We start from the raw sequence: 16,512 nt of genomic DNA, 5'->3' as shown, positions 1-16,512 counted from the left end.
CCTCGGACGTGTTCGATGAACACCGAGGCGAACTTTCGGGACGGGAGGACGTAAGGACTGCACCGAAGAGGGTGCTCACCACGGCACAGGATCGTGAAGCGCGAGATCGCGTTCCAATTCGATGAGTTAAAGGCTAGTCTCGCTACAATGGTAGCCGACTTCAGCTTCATCCATGCGGCCGACGTCCATCTCGACAGCCCACTTGCTGGACTGGCGGCGAAGGACGAGGCGTTTTCGCAGCTGGTGCGCGGCGCGACGCGGCGCGCCTTGGCGAACGTCATCGACCTGGCGATCTCGGAAGGGGTGAGCTTCGTCGTGATCGCCGGCGATCTCTACGATGGGACGTGGAAGGACCACGCAACGGGGCAGTTCGCCGTAGCGCAACTCGCCCGTCTGACGAGGGCCGGCATTCGCGCCTTCATCGTTTTCGGCAACCATGACGCGGAAAGCCGCGTCACCCGCCACCTCACCATGCCGGATGGCGTGTATTCGTTCTCGAACCGCAAATGCGAGACCATCGACCTGCCGGAGCTCGGCGTCGCAATTCATGGCCGCAGCTACAAGGAAGCGGCGACGTTCGAAAATATCGCGTCGACGTACTGCCCACCGACAAAGGGCCGGCTCAACCTGGCGATCCTGCACACCGCACTCGAAGGCGCCGAAGGTCACGCGAGGTATGCGCCCTGCAGCGTCGACGAGTTGCGTGCGGCGGGGCACGACTATTGGGCACTTGGGCATGTGCACGAGGCTTCGGTCCGATCGACCGATCCGCACATCGTGTTTCCGGGCAACACGCAGGGACGTCACGTGCGCGAAACCGGCGCCAAGGGGGCGATGATCGTGCGGGTCGAGGACGGCGTCGTCCGCAGCGTCGAACCTCGCGCCTGCGACGAGGTGCGCTGGGCGAAGGCTTCGATCGACGCGGCCGGCGCACGCGACATGACCGAACTCCTGTCGGGCGTCTCCGAGGTGCTGCTGAGGTCGATCGCCGATGCCGGCGACCGTCCGACCGCGACGCGACTGACCGTGACGGCCGCCGGACCTCTGCGCAACGCGCTCCTCTCGGACCCCGACTGGTTCTCGGCGGAGGTACGGGCCCAAGCGTCCGCCGTTTCGGATTCCTTGTGGCTGGAGAAGATCCGGATCGAGGCCCCGCTGGTTGATACGCCGGTCAGGCTGCCTGCCGAGATCTCCGATCTGCTGTCGGAAGCACTCGAGGATCCCGACTGCGCGAAGGCGATCGACGCCGCGATCGCGCCGCTGCTCGGAAAACTGCCGTCCGACATCGGCGATGCGGACACGTCGCCACTCCTTGCGGCGGCCAGGGCCCGCGACGTCAGGGCGCTGATCGGCGATGCGCGAAGCAGGGTCGCGGCGCGCTTCGAAGGCGAGGCCGACTGATGCGCTTCAGGACGCTGGAACTCGTGCGCTACGGGGCCTTTGCGGACCGGGTGATCGACTTCGGCGACGGGACGGTCGATCTCCATCTCGTCGTCGGCCCCAACGAGGCCGGCAAGTCGACGATGCTCCAGGCGGTTAGCGACTTCCTGTTCGGTCTTCATCCCCAGAGCACGCAGAACTGGCGGTACGATTATGGGGCGCTCGGCATCCGGGCGGTGATTGAGCACGAGGGCCGGACGATCGAGCTCACGCGGCGCAAGGGCAACAAGAACACGTTGCTCCGTCCGGACGGGAGCGCGGCTCCCGACGACAGCGTCTCGACGATGTTGGGCGGAATGGATCGCACGTCGTTCGAGCGCATGTTCGGCCTCGACCACCGGAAGCTCCGCGAGGGTGGGCAGGCGATCCTTGATGGCCGCGACGACGCGGCGCGCGTGGTGCTCGAGGCGGGGACCGGCCTCAGCGGGATTGGAACGGAGCTCAAGCGCCTCGACGGCGAAGCCGCCAAGCAGTTCAAGCCGAGCGCGCAGAACCCGTTGATCAACCGCCTCATGCGCGAACGCGAAGAGGCGAGATCCGACGTCCGCACCGCGGCGCTGACCGAACCTGACTGGAAGACGGTCCAGGAGAAGCTGGCGGCCGCAACGGGCCGACGGGCGCAGCTTCTGGACGAGGCTCGTGGACTTGCGGCCCGTTCCGCGATGCTGGAGCGCCTGACCAGAGTACGGCCCTCGCTCGCCCGGCTGGCCGCCGTGGAGGACGAACTGGCGTCCCTGGGGGAAGTCGCCATTCTCCCGAGGGACGCGGCATCCCGTCTGGCGACCGCCCTGTCCAATCGCAAGACCGCGGAGTTGCTGAGCGTACAGCACCGGGGTGCGCGAGACAAAGCTAGGGAGGCGGCCTCCGCCATCACGGTGGACACGCTTCTGCTGTCGCATGGCGATCGCGTGGCCGAACTCGAGGAACGCCGTCCGGTCGCGGAGAACGCGATCCGCGACCTCGAGCTACGTCGCACCGAGCTGGACCGGGTCGATGCCTTGATCAGCGCCGCCCGTACCGAGGCCAGGCTTCCGGTCGACGCGCCGCTTCCGGGCGCCGGCTGGGTGGAGAGGGTGCGGCGACACCTGGAGAACGTCCGCCTCCTTGATGCGGAAGGGGGTCGGCTCGAGATCGTCCGATCGGAGCTGACCGCCAGACTGAGCCGTCTTCCGACCACGGATGCGGTGGGCGGCGGTGTGGATCCGGCCATACTGAAGGCGGCCGTCGCGGCCGTGCCCAGCGATCATTCCGCGCGGCTGCGAGCCGCCGAGGACCGTCTCAAGCAGGCCGCCAGTCGCCTCGGACCGGCAACGGCGGCGCTCGCGCCCTGGCGCGGCGAGCCGTCCGACCTCCCTACCCTCGCCCTTCCTCCCGAAGCCGTCGTAGCCGAGCACGCCGAGGAGATCGATATAGCGCGCCGGGGCATCGCGGCCGCCGAGGCCGAGATCGTCACAGCTGAGAAGCGTGCGATCGAATCCTCGGCGGACTTGGACCGCCTGGTTGGTGCCGGCGACCTTCCGACGGCCGGAGCGGTGGCGGCCGCGAGGTCGGCCCGCGATGGCTTGATGAATGAGGTGCGCGACCGTCTGGCCGGCGAACGACGGCCCGACGATGGCGGCGTCGTAGACGATCTCGCCACAGCGATCGGCTCCGCCGACGCTCTGGCGGATCGCCGCGACGCGGACTCCGCCCGCGTCGCGCAGCATGCGATCGTATTTGCGGATCTCGCGAAGGCCCGCAACCTCCGCCAGGAAGCGGCGGACCGTCTTACGGTCGCGACCGAGGCATTGACTGCTGCGCAGACGCGATGGGCCGACACGCTCCGCCCTCTGGGCTTCGACGGCGCACTCCCCCCGACCGGCATGGCCGCATGGCGCGCCGAGCGCGAGCGGACCGTGACCCTTCTCGCCGACGCCGAAGCGGCCGAGAACGCCCTCGCACGCCAGCGCGAGGAGGAGACAGCGTTTGCAGAAGCGCTTGTCGACGCGTTGCGGGTTGCCGGCGTGCAGACAGCCGAGCCGACGCTCGCCGGGCTCCTCCCCGTTGCCCGGCGCACGTTGGAGAAACTCGAGACCGAGGTCAGGGAAGCCGAACGCAGCACGATGCAGCGCCAGGCCCTGGCGACTGCGTCCGAGGACCTTGAACGCGACAAAGCTCGGCTGGCTGCGGGAAGGCGCGCTGCCGCCGACGTCTCGGGCGCTCTGCTCTCCGAGGCCGCCTTGCCGGCTGGCGACGGAGACGTGACGCTGATCGACGCCGTGGCGGCGATGGAGACGATCGCCGGACAGAATGGCGCGAGGGCCGGACTCGCCAGACAGGTGTCCGGCATGGAGCGCGATATCGCGGCGTTCGACCGGGACGTCTCGTCTCTCCTCGACGATCTCCGGCGGCCGGCAGACGAGTCCCCGCCGATGGTTCGCAGGCTAGCGGCGGAACTTCGCATCGCCGTCGCGGCGGATGCGGAACTCGACCGGCAGAAGAAGCTCGCGGAGGAGGGGGCGGAAGCGCTCCTTCAGGTCGGCGAAGGCGCGGCGGCGGCAGACAAGGAAATCTCGGAGCTGATGCGTGCAGCCGGGGTCGGAGCGATCGAGTTGCTCGAACCCGCCATAACCTCCTCGTCCCGGGTCGTCGAGCTTCGCGGGACACGGGATACGTTGATGACGGAGCTGGCTTCGCTCGGGGACGGGATCGCGCTCGATGCGCTTCGGGATGAGACCGCAGCCATCGGACCCGACGAGGTCGCGGCCGAACTCGAGGGCATCGCCGAGCGGCGAAGCGCTCTCGAGTCCGAGCGGGAGGCGGTGGGTCGTGAGCTCGCCGAGGCCGAGGCTGCGACGAGAGCCGCCTCGACCGCTGCGGCGGCGGCCGAGGCCCAACAGCGCTTCGTGGACGCCTCCGCCCTTCTGGCGGACGCCGCCGAGGAGCACGTCGGAACGGTGGCGACGGCCGCGCTTCTGCGGTGGGTCGTCGAGCGCAACCGAGCGTCGCGGCAAGCCCCGCTGATGCAGCGTGCGTCCGAGATCTTCTCGAGCGTCACGCGAGGCGCATTTACCGGCCTTGCGCTCCGCTATTCCGACAACGACGAGCCGACCATCCGTGCGTTACGGTCGACAGGAGATCCCGTAGGTGTGGAGGGCCTTTCCGAAGGTACGAGGGACCAGCTTTACTTGGCGCTTCGTCTGGCCTCGATCCGCGACCGTGCTGGCGTCGCGCTTCCGCTGATCTGCGACGACCTTCTGATCACCGCGGACGATGCTCGTTCGGCTGCGATGCTCGAGGTGCTGGCGACCGCGTCCACCTCCAACCAGGTGGTGCTGTTCACGCACCACGAGCACATCGTTGAGGTCGCCCGACGTGCAATCGGCGAGACCGCATTCCTTCTGCATCGGCTGGAGCCGGTGGATTCAGCCATCTTGGCGGCGTGATCCGTAGTTCGGCGATCGATGGTCGGACGCGGCCGCCAGGTCGGATTGCACTGGTGGGCGCCGCACGGGCCGGTCCGATCTTCGTGTCGGAGCTTTCCCCCACCGCCCGACATGTGACGATCGTCCGCCCGCTCAATCGCGATCTCACTGCACAAGTGGGAATATGTCGGGGCGAAGTTCGGCGTTGCGGAAGGAGCCCAGGAGCAGCGCATAAGCTTTTCTAGGTCTTGTTGGAGCGCAAGCTCGCGGATGGCGTCCGTCCTGGCTCGAGCCATCACGGGCAGGTGATGTAGCCTTAGCCCTGCGCTGCCGTGACATCGGTGCCTTCCATCAGCACGGCACGGCGGCTCCGTGCGGTGCGTGCGGTGCATGACGTAGAAAGCGACGATCCGATTCTGGCTGCTTCTCCGTCGGGAGCATGTGTGCAGCTAAGCTGGACAGCCCATTGCGCCCGCGGCTAATCGCGACTGATGCCAGTCGTGACGACAATCATGAATACGACCACGGGTCAGCCCATCCAGAAAATGACGTTCGGACGCATGCCGAAGCCATGGGCCTCGTTCACGCTTGAGACGGGCGAGCTCGTCTCGGCGGACCGGGTGGAGGTCGGCAAGCCTGCACCCGGCAAGGTGGTCGTACCGGTGTCCGTCTGGGTCACGCCCAAGAGCTAGTCCCGGCCAGCCGACAGGAGCTCCGAACGTCGTGACCGCATGGATCGAGGTGCTGGCGGAAAGGATCGAGGACGAGGTCGCCGCGCGCGGCCGACTGACGAATGCCGGCCCGCACTACGTGTACGTTCTATGTCGCTCCGACGGAACGCCGTTCTATGTTGGCAAGGGCGTCCAGAACCGCTGCTTCCACCACGAGGCTGAGGCGCGCAAGACCGAGAGGCTCACCCACAAGCTTAACCTGCTGCGAGCGATGCACCGCAGGGGCGAAGCGATCGGCTACTGCATCGAGAGCAGCTTCGATACTGAAACGGAGGCTCACGTACGGGAGCGTCACCTCATAGCTACGTTCGGGCGTCACGACCAGGGCCGGGGTCCTCTCACGAACCAGACGGATGGCGGCGAGGGTGCGTCCAATCCCTCTCCGGAATCGCGCGAGCGACGCCGGCAGTCGCTCTGGGGCGAAGCGGAGGACGAGGAGCGTCGCGCCGCCAACACCTGGTTCCAGACGCTCTGCAAGGTGAAGTCGGTGCCGGTGAAGCCACTTAGCCGGTTCAAGCCGGAGCGGCTGCACGCGAACCGCACCGACTTTGCGATGAGCCAGAGGCAGGCGGCGGCCCTCACGGCATCGGCGGTAGCCAATCACGTGCTCCTGCAGCCGGGAACGGCCATCCCGCGCCTCATGATCGTCGATGGCATAGCGATGTCGATCGAGAACGGGGTCGGCCGGGACATCCTGTCCAGCGGCATGGCGACTATCGCCGATGGTGCCACTGGGGCGGAGACATTGTCTCTTACCCCCACCGGCTACCGCTTCATCGTAAGTACGATGGGCCAGCGCATGCTCGAAGCCGCAGGCGTCCTAGTACCTTCGCTAGAAAAAAACTGAGGTAGCTGCTGGCGATAGCGCAGCGGCAAGTTGCCCTGTCGTTGTGCGGAATGAGATCAACGACTGACTTCCTCGAACTCACCGGTTAGACCAACGAAGCGCACAATCTGCGCGAGGGCGACGGGGAAGCGGAACTGAACGAGAGGTCGCAGCGCGGAGCAAACGGCGGGATCGCTCCTTCGTCGGCTTCATAACGTCGGACGAGCGCTACAGATTCATCGACCCTGACGGACGGATCGACAGCCAATAAGCGGTGCTGTATATGCGTCACGCATATTAGTCGGGACTTTCGGTTGGCATCTCCTCGTTCCAAGCAGATGCGGTCTAGAATGCGGCGGGCAGGCCAAGACCTGCTTCGCGAGGCGTCCGTGATCATGCGCCGCGCCGAACTTCTACGGCGTATCCGTGCAGCCAGGCGAGACGAGCCGGGCATGATGCAGTACTTGATGAAGTCCAAGTTTCTGATTGCTGAGTGCGCCGGGGGGGAACTGGCTCTGCTGCGATGGGCGCTCGTCTTAGTGCTGCTCTGGTCCGGTGCCATGAAGTTCACAGCCTACGAGGCCTATAACATCGCTCCGGTCATTGCCAAAAGTCCAATCCTAAGCTGGCTGAGCATGTTCGGGGTGCAGGGCGAGAGCAACTTCATTGGTTTCATACAGCTCGCGACTGCGTTCGCCCTGACTGCTGGAGCCTTCAGCGCTTTGTTCTCGGCGCTCGGAGCAGCCATGTCGATGTGCTTCTCCCTGATCACGCTCTCCTTCTTCGTCACCACGCCAGGAGTGGCGGAATCATCCGCGGGCGGGTTCCCGGCCATTTCGACAGTACCGGGCGAGTTCCTGCTCAAGGACACGGTGCTGATCGCCGCGTCCCTCGTCCTTCTTCTGAACTCCTTCGATCAGCAGCGGAATAGTGGATCCTAATCCTCTTTGAGCCGTGGGCGGCTAAATCTCGATCGCAACCTCGGGCGCCACCTGCGCCGTTACTTCGGTGTACAACTCTGTCCCCGGTGCCGCACGAATGCTGGCAATAAGGCTGTAACGCACCGCCTCGCCCACATGACCTTGCGCGACGTTCTCCCGCCACCAGCCGCCTGTCGGATAGACGATAATCGCGTCACGAGCGGCAAGCTCTGTCGCGGTGCCTTCCCAGATATCCGCGTGCAGAGATCCCCTGTTGCGCAGCTGCGGACCCACAGCCCAGCCGGTGTCCGATGCCGCGCGCTTAGCCGGCCGAGCGCCTGCTTCCGAGGTCCGCCGCCGGAGAAAGGTGTCTAGCGAGTCATCCGCATGCTTCAGGTCGAAGCGCAGACCATGGCTCGCATAGACATGGCGCCGCGACAATCCGCGCTCGCCAGGGTTCGGTTCGATGAAGTAGCTCAGCGTTATCCGCAGCTGGACGAGCGTCGCCGGATCAAGAGCCAGTAGTGCTTCGCGCGGCCATGGGAGCTGGTGAACCGCCAACTCATCGGTCACTGATGTTCCGCCCTTCATCTTGAACGGCACAATCTCGTCTTCGCTGACGAGGGTCACATCGTGGTCGAGGCTGCCGAGCGCGCGCACCAAGGACGGCACGCCAAAACCGTAGCGCCGCACGAGCGCGGGCTTGCCGATGGCGCCCTGATGAGCTCGCATGGCAGCGGTCCACTCTGCAGAATGAACGATCAGAGCGCGGACCGTTTCGGGCCACAATGCCGGCTTCTCCGCCATGATCTGTGCCGCCATTCGAGCGGCGAGCGCGGTCGCCGCGCTGGTATCGCCTGTCGTCGTGAACGGCCGCTCGGCCATCGTGCGATAGGTGGTGAGCAATGCGAGGTCATCGACATGGTCGCCCTGCCCCGTCGCCGGATCGTGTCCGATGTTCCCGCCTTCGAAGACGACGTCGGGCTTAAGAGGCCATTCGCGAATCCAGCTGACGGAGGTTCGGCTGCGCGGCATGATGTCACCGGCGGCTCCAAGCGCGGTCCAGCCGGCATAGGTCGGATCCGAGATCAGCGTGCGCTCGGTATACGCTCCGACGGTCAGTGCATTCCACGCCTGGGCCGGGCTCTCGATCGGCATCGTATCGTTGCGCACGGGATAGTCTGCCGCGACGATCGCCTCGCGGATGTTGCCCGCAGCAACTGCGATGAAGCGCTGCACCTCGTCACGGCCAAAGGTGATCGCGTCGAGCTTCGCCGACCAGGCCGACGGCCTCCCTCGGCCGTGATCGCCCAAGCTGGTGACCGCAAGGCAAATAGCCCTTGGCCGGTTTGGTGCTGCGATCTCGGCCCGCGCGATCGCCTGGGCGGTGATCGCCCCATACAGATCCGGGTCGTTGGCGCCATGATCCGGCAGGATCTTGACCGACTCGAGCCGGTGCCGGACGATCACGGGACCCACCCCATCAAGCACCTCCATGAGGTCGCCGTACAGCAGCGTCCCCGACATCTGCGTGCCGTGACCGCCATGACCCTGAACGCTGACATCCTCGACATTCCAGGCGGCATCGAAGGCCTGCTGGTCGGCCGGAAGCAGATAGGGCGCGATCAGGGGATGGCCGATGGTGGTTCCGGAATCGAGCAGGCAGACGGCTGGAACCTCGCCGCCGACCGGTACGAGCCGGCCCGCGAGGTCCGAGCTCCATGTCCGCTGCTCGGCACCGTCCATACCCATGTAAAGCGAGGGCGTGTCGCGTGCGAGGCGGAGCTCGGCGACACTGTCGGTGTTGGCGATCACTCGTCCGAGTTGTTCAGCCGTGCCCTTCGCAACGACGACATCACGCTCGGCGAATTCGAGACTGTGTTCGCGCGTCGCCATGCCAAGCGCCTGCGCGGCCTTGTCGAACGATCCTTTCGTCCCCTTGCGGACCCAGACCTCCCACCAAGTCTCGACGCCCGGCGCGGGGAAGAGGTCCGCCTGATCGGTGTAGAAGGACCGGGCAACCGCCAGGCGCGCGGTTTCGATCGACGCGACGAGGCGCTGGTTCTTCGGCTTGCGGATCTCCTCGACCGAACCGTCGCCTAGGGTCTTGTGCCTGACCTTGTCTTCGTCGCGATAGGCCGCGACCTTCTTGAGGTAGTAGTCCCTCTGCTTCTCGGGCACGAACACGGTAGCCGAGACAAGCCCCTCCTCGGCAGGGTGTACGTTCACCAGCTCAATGGGAAAACGGCCGCGGCGGTTCTCCAGCTTGTCGACGATGTCAGCTTGGCCCACGGGCAGTGTGAATTCGACGTAGAAGCCCTTCACGCCGGCAGCCACATCGGGCTCACGGTTCGCGAGGATCGTCTCGCCTTGCTGCACCACCTGGGTCAGGGCCTGGGTCAAGGCATTCGCATGACCGGCCCGATCGCGCTGCGGCGGTCCTCCGCCACCGTCGCCGCCCGCCTGATAGGCTGTGTACCCCTGGCGCGCCCCTGTTCCCTGCAGGTAGATATGCGGATGCGGCCGCGCTTCCTCGTCTGCCATCTTTACCGTCGGGCCGCTGCCTTTCGCTCGTCGATCGCGGCGAGAAGATCTGAGGTCTCCACGCGCTCACGCCCTGCGAGCAAGGTCCGCTTCGCCGACTCGTCCGCGATCCGGGCGAGGTCAGCCTGGCTTAGCCCCTCAACCTGTGCGGTCGCCTCATCCCAGGAGACCGAGGTGGTGTCGAAGGTCGACAGCCGGCCTTCGAGGATCGCACGGGCCACCTGCGCGTCCGGCAGGGCATATTCAATCACATCGTCAAAGCGCCGGAAGAGCGCGGGGTCGAGCAGCTCAGGATGGTTGGTCGCCGCGACGATCAAGCCCTCGCTGTCGTCCTCTTCGAGAAACTGCAGGAAGGAGTTGAGCACGCGACGTATCTCACCCACGTCGTTGCGCTCGCTGCGGCGGGCGCCGATCGCGTCGAACTCGTCGAAGAAATAGACACCGCGAGTCTCGGTCATCGCCGAGAAGACCGCACGAAGCTTCGAGGCGGTCTCGCCCATGAATTTGGTCAACAGTCCGTCGAGGAGGACCGAGAACAAGGGCAGCTTGAGCTCGCCGGCGATGGCTGCCGCTGTCATCGTCTTGCCCGCTCCAGGCGGGCCGATCAGCAACAGCTTACGGCGGGGTTGCAGGCCATGCTGATGCAGCCGGTGCGCCTGCCGCTGCTCCACGATCACGCGCTGCAACCGGTCGCGCAGCTCAAGCGGAAGCACCATGCTCGAGAGACGCGTATCGACATATTTGGCAGCGACGAGGTTCGCCAGCTCGCCGCGCGGCTGCACCAGGGGGACGGCGCGCGTGCGCCCCTTTATCTTGCCGCGGGCGCGTGCATCATCGACCATCTCGCGCAGCTGCTGGGCGACCTTGCCGTGGCCGAGACGCGCTTCGTTGGCGGCTGCCTGCATCGCGACCGTCAGGAACTGCTCCTCATCGCCATCGATGTGACTTTGCAGCAGCGCGACAAGGTGGGTGGCTTTTGTCACCGCAGATCGCCTGTTCCATCGCTTCTCATGCACTCATCTCGCGCTGTCGGTTGTGGCAACGCTCGGAAGACGCGCTTTGATCGACTGCCCCCAAGTCGTTACCGTTCTATCGTCGTTCCTTCTTTGTGACAACGAAATCCGCAGCTGGGTCGCCGAGGCAGAGGCTTTGCTTCGATGGCCGTCCAGGGCACGATCTCCTATCATTCGAACCGCTTTTTGAGCCGGCCGACGGGCTCCACGGTAGGCGCAAAGGCCGCAGCAGGTGCCGACACCGCGCGCCGAAAATGCGTCATCGCCATTCTTCTGCGGCCCTTAGGCGATCGTAAGCGGCTCAAAATAGTTGCCGCAGCCGCTCAGGACGGCAAAGTCCGGATCATCAAATGTCACGATCCGTCGGATCATGTGCGGTGGTACCGGGGCGAGCGCGCGATCATGGGGAACGCCATCGTAGGACCGGCCCGCTCGCCAGCTACAAAACTGGCGCATGATGTGCGTTTCATAGCCAAGGCTATCTTGGAAATAGGACATGGGGATTGCCGCTTCCACCACGCAAGGCAAACCCGTCGAGCGGAGGATCGGCCCGAGTTCGGTGTTACGGTCGATCGCCGCGTAGAGGGACTCGCCGCCCCAAAACCGGAAGAAATCCTCAACTCCGTCGTCGTTGTGCGGCCGCGTGAAGAGGAACCAAATCCGTCCTGCTCGCGTCGGTGAGTGAGCCTGGTGACGAAGTCGAAACTGCCCCGCGATCTCGGGGACGAACGCGCCCGACGACACCGCCGCATCGATCCTCCTCATTAGCCCGTCGATGCTCGGAAGGCTCATTCCCGCTTCGAGAATGGCCCTCCGCTCATGAGGTAGAAGTCGGCTGCAATGCCAGGCCAAGATCTGGTGAGACCTCAGCAGCTCGCCCAGCTGCTCGACCAACCGGTCATACTGATTCCCGGTGGCGAAGCGCTGTGTCGTCACCCAATCGTCCAACACATCGAGATGCTCGTCGAGGAAGGCGGTCACCGCCGGCGGCCAGCCTGCCGGGTGATCATAGTCGAGGAGCAAGGTTCGCCCTCACAACTCAGCCAGCCGCAAAGAATTGGTCTGCAGGTCCAGACAGGGCGCAGCGGGCGGTCACGGCTTTCGCGCCGCCTTGATCGCTTCCACCAGCCGATCCAGAGTGGTCCTCGCCGCATGAATACGATCGATCGCTAGGCCGAGCGGCTCGAGCGCAGATTCCAACTCCTCCTCCTCAAACCCCGCGACCAGCGCTTCCTTGCTGACCGGGATCGTCAATGCGACAACACCGGTCTTGGGATCACAGAGAAAGCCTCGATCCACGAGCTCGTCGATCAGGGGGCCTTGCGACCTCAACAGCGCCTTCCAGTCGCGCTGGCCGAGGGCATCCGTGCTTGCTGATAACCGGATACCAGCGCCAGCGAAGCCTGCGATCGTGCCCACCCACGTCTCAGGCTCGTGACCATCCAGGCAGGCGACGGTGTCCAGCACGAAGGATAGATAGCAGTCATTCTCGTCTGATTTTGGCATGCGCCACTCTTCAGGCGCGAACCACTGCGTCTTGTCGAAATCAGCCGGTGCCTCGCCCGCCCAGCCGAGAGCACGCCGCTTGTCGTCGATTAGCGCTGCGACGACTTTTTCGAGCATGGGCTCCATCGTGCTGTGAGCGTATCGAAGGGCGGCCTCCAGTTCATCGATATGGCTCACGATGACCGCGCCGACGGCGGGCTCCGGCATGATCAGCTCTCCTAAAACGCTTCGACATGCTCGCCAAATGCGGCGATCATCTGCTGTACAAAGGATCTACCGGCGACCGTCACGCCGGCTGCCGTTCGAGCGGCGCGTGCAACGTCAAACCACCCTGTCGACGATACCTCCGACACGTCGGCCGAGAACGGCGCCAGCAACACGATCCGCGCCGATCGCTTCTGCAGCTCCGCCCGCCGAAACACCGATGCCTTGTATCGATCGAGCTGATCGCGGCCGAGGCCGGCGCGTATCTTCACCTCGATGCCGATCAGATGGACGCTGGTCTCGATGATGAGGTCCACTCGGTCGGCAGCATCGCCCATCGGGCAGACTTCAGTGCTGACCCGGTACCCCGCGCCCAGCGTCTCGGACCAGTCCGTCTTTGGCAGCGCGGCGCGAAGATAGTGCGCGAGGAACATCCTGGACGTCTCGCCCCCGAACTCGGTCATCCAAAGCCCGGCCAACGCGCTCGCGTTACGCACCTCATCATGGCCCAAGCCCGCCAGCGCCCAGGGATTGATGAGACCGCCCCGCGCCTTGACGGTGGCGAGCGGGCCTTTCAGTGATTGGAAGGCAGCTTGCAGGTCGCCGAGCGCATAGAGTTGCTTAGGGGCGCGAGGCTGCCCGGTTGGCAGCACGGCACGGAGAGCCAGGAAGGCGGTCTCGAGTGCATTCGGCTGGAGGCCGTCAGTCAAAGCGAGCTCTTGCGCGGGCTTCGGCCGCGGCGACAACTTCTCTCACCAGTACCGCGGGCCATACGCGACCGAGTTGGGCGTCGGACGGATCGTTGGTGTGAAACCGGCCTGAGTAGATACCGATGAAGTTTACGGCGCCATCGCCGGCCTGAATGCGGCCATGCATGCCCTCCAGCTCGACTTGACCATGCGCCCTCTGGATGACCGGCGAGCCGGACATGCCCGGCCGCGAAGCGGAGTCCACAATCAGGTATCGCTGGTGCTTGCTCGCGGTGAAGAATGGCTCGCTTGCGAACGTTGCCTGCTTCCAGACAGGCAGCCCGATGCCAAGGCGGCCGAACGGATAGCCGAGGATGAAGATCGGCATCCCGATCCGTTGTTTGAGCGCCACGGTGGGAATGACGTTCATCGGCATTACTGAAGCTTCGCCGGGCGGCGGCAACTCTACGTCCAGAGCGGCGATGTCTACAGCGCGACCGTGTTTTGGATGCTCGACCCAAAGCGGCTCTTCGTCCGCGTCGATGGTCGGCACCCGAACGATCAGCGGCGGTCGATCCCGATCGTTCAAGGGAACGTACACCCGCAGGTGATCCGGGATGCCGCCCTTCCTATGCGTGACTTCGTTGGTCTCGCTGTTGCGGCCGGAGACGACGTGCCAGTTGGTCAGCAGGGACAGACGTCCATCGAGCCGCAGCCAAGGGAATGCCGTCGCGCCTCCAAGAAGCTGTTCACCGAAGAAAGCCTCGACGTACAAGGGTACCAGCGAGCAGGTGTCGATCCCGGGCGCCGTCACTTCAACCTCTCCAGCAGGCGACCCACAGCACCGGCTTCGGCCGCCAGGTTGCGGTTGTAGGCTAGCGGCATGCGCGGGCTCTTCCACCGCAAGGCGTCCATGATCCCGGCAAGGTCCTCACCGCTCGCGAACAGGTCCTGGTTGAGCCCGACCCGGGTCGAGTGTGCGCTCACCCCCTTCAGCAGCCGCACGATATCGTCAGCGGTTAGATCGGATAGCGCTCCATTGTCGAATGCGCGTCGGATCATCGCCCGGTAGATGGGTCCGACGGAGGCGGGGTGAAGCGCGACGGAGCCAATGTCATACTCGGTACGAGGTGGCACTGCCGGCCGCGACAGCGTCTTGCGCAGGTCCCAGGTCTCCCGCCCCGTGATACTGTCAATGCTCCGTCCCTTCACGGCAGGCCGTGCCTTGTAACGCCGGACCTGTACGCGGCGGAACAGCGGCCCATGGCGTATGCCAGCCTCCTCGGTCCACGCGGTGATCGCGCGTACCGATCGCGGGCCAAGGAACGCTGTTGCCCCCTCCCCCTCCTGATCGCTCTTGCTCCGCGGAATTGCCAGCAGCCGCGCCTCGGGATCGAGCGCCTCGAGGATATGCTCGACCTCGATCGCGACCAGCTCTGAAGCGCGCAGTCCAGTGTCATAGGCTACCGATAGCAGTGCTCGGTCCCGCAACCCCGGCAAATCATCCGCACAAGCCTCCAGGAGCGCCCTCACATTGATCCCACGGGGCTTGTCGCGCTCGACATCCTTTACGGGCCCCTTGAAGCGCAGCGGGCGTGCCTGAGCCTGAGCTGTGCCCTTCTCTCGCCGGATCGTACGCAATCGCAACTTGACGAGCTCTGCCTGGGTCGGGTCCTTAAGGTCGAGCAGTTGGTGGATTTTGGCGATCGACGCCTTGTAGCGGCCAAGAGAGGCGGGCTTTGCCCCCTGCCCTGCCCGTGCATCGAGATAGCTTGCGACCATCTCTGGCGTCGCCGGCAGCGATTGGTACCGCGAACGACGGCACCAAAGATCGAAAGCTTCGAGGTCGGACTTGAGCGCCCTAATGCTGTGCGGAGACGAGGCGGCCTGATAAGCGGCGATCAGATCGGCATTGATCGTGATTGGTTTTTCGACCTGCAACTTGGTAAGCTGCCACAGCAGATCGTCGTTGGCGGCAGGCAGCATCGGGGAAAGTCGGTACTGGGTCACTGTCAGCGCTTCGACATCTCGATGATTTCATCGAACGTGAACGGCTCTTGGCCATAGACGGCTGCGAGCCCATTGAATGCTGAAACGGCGACTGCTTTGACCGCCTCCGGCTCGATCGACGTGAGCCGGCCGTCATACTCATAGGCTAGCTCAACCGCGGCATATCCCTCATCGCGGAAGCTAAATGGTCCCTGCGGCCACCAGCTGTCGGTAAGGTTGCTGATGCCGAGGCGGACATGGATGGGCAGCGAGCCCCCGTGGGCCAACACCAAGGCACAATTACGCTCGAGAAAATGTACCCATTGCTTGAAGAAATAACCGGTCGACAAGGTAAGCCGCTCACCCTCGCGCTGGAAAAGGAAGCCGCCGGCGACTCCCCAGATTTCCCCGGTTTTTTCGAACCACTGCGTAATGGCGAGCGTCGGATCGACATCGTCCTCCGGCGCCCGTGGCCAATACACCATCGCACCGCCCTGGCTCATGCCATAATTGAACGAATTGGCTCTCGCGACGAGCGCCGGATGCCCCATATGCTCGATCAGCGATTGCCTCGCCCCTGGCTTGGCCGACCATTTTGACGGGATGATCCGCGCATAGCCCGGGAAATGCTGCTCCCATCGGACCTTCCGGCTCCCGTGCCGACTGGTCACCGTTTGGGGGACTTCGCGATCGAACCACAGATCTAGATCGCCCTGGAAATGCGGCTGCCAGTGGATAGCCTCGGGTAGCGGCGCCGGCAGCTGATCGAGCGCCAGCCTCAGATAGTCGGCAAGCCGCTTGGCGAGATCCGCGCGGACGCGCCGAAGTTCTTCGCGATCGGCACCGGCGGGCAGGTGAAACGGGATCGGCCCTCGCCGCCCGCGCATGTCGAACGGCAGCTTGTCGACAAGCGCCCCGTCGAACGCGGTATTCCAGACCTGCAGGATGCGGTTCTCGCCGAGCGCCCGGTGCGCATAGCCTAGCTCGATGAGCACGTTCGGATTGGCACAGGGCTTCCCTTCGACCGACACCGCGATCGGCGTGACGTCGGCGACGAACACTGCGGCCTCGTCAATCTTGCGCAGGATCGTGGCGACGATGTCGGGTGTACCAGCGACGCCCTGGGTGTCCGACGTCAGGCTCGGCCGCTCGGCTTCGTCGAGGTCGGCGGCGAGCATGCCGATCGCCTGGTCGAGCGCGGAGCGGATCAGCTCACGCGTCACGCGGCCATCGAGATCGCTCTGCC

At 64.9% G+C, this 16,512-nt stretch carries 13 protein-coding genes; 5 read left to right on the top strand and 8 right to left on the bottom strand.

Annotated features, from left to right (window positions below; all coding sequences use genetic code 11):
• The first annotated feature begins 147 nt into the window (after positions 1-147).
• From ACP7A3_RS19145 to ACP7A3_RS19125, 5 genes are all read left to right on the top strand, one after another.
• Positions 148-1,401, top strand: coding sequence for a metallophosphoesterase family protein (locus ACP7A3_RS19145; protein WP_197939382.1), 1,254 nt, complete (start codon positions 148-150; stop codon positions 1,399-1,401).
• Complete coding sequence (locus tag ACP7A3_RS19140) at positions 1,401-4,865, top strand: YhaN family protein (protein WP_197939295.1); 3,465 nt, start codon at positions 1,401-1,403, stop codon at positions 4,863-4,865. The genes ACP7A3_RS19145 and ACP7A3_RS19140 overlap by 1 nt, the downstream gene beginning before the upstream one ends.
• A gap of 470 nt (positions 4,866-5,335) precedes the next feature.
• Positions 5,336-5,536, top strand: a complete 201-nt coding sequence (locus ACP7A3_RS19135; RefSeq protein WP_197939296.1) for a hypothetical protein — start codon at positions 5,336-5,338, stop codon at positions 5,534-5,536.
• A 31-nt stretch (positions 5,537-5,567) separates the two neighbouring features.
• Positions 5,568-6,422, top strand: coding sequence for a GIY-YIG nuclease family protein (locus ACP7A3_RS19130; RefSeq protein ID WP_197939297.1), 855 nt, complete (start codon positions 5,568-5,570; stop codon positions 6,420-6,422).
• Positions 6,423-6,853: 431 nt separating this feature from the next.
• Positions 6,854-7,342 carry a YkgB family protein gene (locus ACP7A3_RS19125; RefSeq protein WP_426256934.1) on the top strand — a complete coding sequence of 163 codons (489 nt, stop codon included), beginning with the start codon at positions 6,854-6,856 and terminating at the stop codon, positions 7,340-7,342.
• Between the two features lie 21 nt (positions 7,343-7,363).
• On the opposite strand, the gene ACP7A3_RS19120 is transcribed toward ACP7A3_RS19125, so the two are convergent.
• From ACP7A3_RS19120 to ACP7A3_RS19085, 8 genes are all read right to left on the bottom strand, one after another.
• Complete coding sequence (locus ACP7A3_RS19120) at positions 7,364-9,865, bottom strand: S8 family peptidase (protein ID WP_197939298.1); 2,502 nt, start codon at positions 9,863-9,865, stop codon at positions 7,364-7,366.
• Positions 9,866-9,867: 2 nt separating this feature from the next.
• On the bottom strand, positions 9,868-10,848 hold the full coding sequence (locus tag ACP7A3_RS19115) for an AAA family ATPase (RefSeq protein ID WP_197939299.1): 981 nt from the start codon (positions 10,846-10,848) through the stop codon (positions 9,868-9,870).
• Positions 10,849-11,160: 312 nt separating this feature from the next.
• Positions 11,161-11,901, bottom strand: a complete 741-nt coding sequence (locus tag ACP7A3_RS19110; RefSeq protein WP_197939300.1) for a hypothetical protein — start codon at positions 11,899-11,901, stop codon at positions 11,161-11,163.
• A 69-nt stretch (positions 11,902-11,970) separates the two neighbouring features.
• Positions 11,971-12,591, bottom strand: a complete 621-nt coding sequence (locus tag ACP7A3_RS19105) for a hypothetical protein (protein WP_197939301.1) — start codon at positions 12,589-12,591, stop codon at positions 11,971-11,973.
• An 11-nt stretch (positions 12,592-12,602) separates the two neighbouring features.
• Entirely contained in the window at positions 12,603-13,298 is a 696-nt protein-coding gene (locus ACP7A3_RS19100) for a PD-(D/E)XK nuclease family protein (protein WP_197939302.1), read from the bottom strand.
• Entirely contained in the window at positions 13,291-14,091 is an 801-nt protein-coding gene (locus ACP7A3_RS19095; protein WP_197939303.1) for a S1 family peptidase, read from the bottom strand. Before ACP7A3_RS19095 ends, ACP7A3_RS19100 begins: the two co-directional genes overlap by 8 nt.
• Positions 14,088-15,263: a tyrosine-type recombinase/integrase gene (locus ACP7A3_RS19090; RefSeq protein ID WP_197939304.1), complete on the bottom strand. Its 1,176-nt coding sequence runs from the start codon at positions 15,261-15,263 to the stop codon at positions 14,088-14,090. Before ACP7A3_RS19090 ends, ACP7A3_RS19095 begins: the two co-directional genes overlap by 4 nt.
• A 26-nt stretch (positions 15,264-15,289) precedes the next feature.
• Complete coding sequence (locus ACP7A3_RS19085; RefSeq protein ID WP_426256933.1) at positions 15,290-16,444, bottom strand: hypothetical protein; 1,155 nt, start codon at positions 16,442-16,444, stop codon at positions 15,290-15,292.
• Positions 16,445-16,512 lie beyond the last annotated feature (68 nt).

This window comes from Sphingomonas sp. DC5200-1, from assembly GCF_049897245.1.
Taxonomy (GTDB): domain Bacteria; phylum Pseudomonadota; class Alphaproteobacteria; order Sphingomonadales; family Sphingomonadaceae; genus Sphingomonas; species Sphingomonas aquatilis.
The sequence above is the reverse complement of the archived record's forward strand: the minus strand, read 5'-3'. Positions and strand labels throughout refer to the sequence as shown.

What these genes read in the sequence shown, in the direction of transcription:
- ACP7A3_RS19120 (WP_197939298.1), bottom strand. Translation starts at nt 9,865, where the DNA reads ATGGCAGACGAGGAAGCGCGGCCGCATCCGCATATCTACCTGCAGGGA.
- ACP7A3_RS19140 (WP_197939295.1), top strand. Translation starts at nt 1,401, where the DNA reads ATGCGCTTCAGGACGCTGGAACTCGTGCGCTACGGGGCCTTTGCGGAC.
- ACP7A3_RS19135 (WP_197939296.1), top strand. Translation starts at nt 5,336, where the DNA reads ATGCCAGTCGTGACGACAATCATGAATACGACCACGGGTCAGCCCATC.
- ACP7A3_RS19125 (WP_426256934.1), top strand. Translation starts at nt 6,854, where the DNA reads ATGATGCAGTACTTGATGAAGTCCAAGTTTCTGATTGCTGAGTGCGCC.
- ACP7A3_RS19145 (WP_197939382.1), top strand. Translation starts at nt 148, where the DNA reads ATGGTAGCCGACTTCAGCTTCATCCATGCGGCCGACGTCCATCTCGAC.
- ACP7A3_RS19105 (WP_197939301.1), bottom strand. Translation starts at nt 12,591, where the DNA reads ATGCCGGAGCCCGCCGTCGGCGCGGTCATCGTGAGCCATATCGATGAA.
- ACP7A3_RS19090 (WP_197939304.1), bottom strand. Translation starts at nt 15,263, where the DNA reads ATGCTGCCTGCCGCCAACGACGATCTGCTGTGGCAGCTTACCAAGTTG.
- ACP7A3_RS19085 (WP_426256933.1), bottom strand. Translation starts at nt 16,444, where the DNA reads ATGCTCGCCGCCGACCTCGACGAAGCCGAGCGGCCGAGCCTGACGTCG.